The organism is Telluria sp. AZSoR62 (genome assembly GCF_058111565.1).
In genome coordinates this window covers 1-269 of record NZ_JBYTST010000322.1, presented here as the reverse complement: position 1 = coordinate 269, position 269 = coordinate 1, and the positions used below count along the sequence as shown (strand labels likewise).

The 269-nt window shown below is 57.6% G+C and carries 1 protein-coding gene; it reads right to left on the bottom strand.

Going from position 1 to position 269, the window contains the following annotated elements:
* Positions 1-269, bottom strand: a 269-nt coding sequence (locus AC3XQU_RS23975) for a hypothetical protein (RefSeq protein WP_489876629.1), incomplete at both ends; no start/stop codon positions are given.

Here is a 269-nt window from a genome sequence, read left to right as displayed (position 1 = left end):
CCCGTCGCGGTCACTGCGGCGTTCTGGTTGACATCACGGCCGGCAATCAACTTCAGATTGCCTCCGGTCGTGGTGATGGCTTCCTGCACGACCACATCACGATTGGCACTCAGGGTCAGCGTTGTCGGGGCCGTCCATGTCACGGCCTCCTGGACAAGAATATCGCCGTTGCCTGTGCCTGGAGCGTTTGTGTAGGAGACGTTGCTGGTCTGCAAGTTATTGGAGAGGGTGGTGCCTGAAATATTGCCCGAACTCGAGACAACGAAATC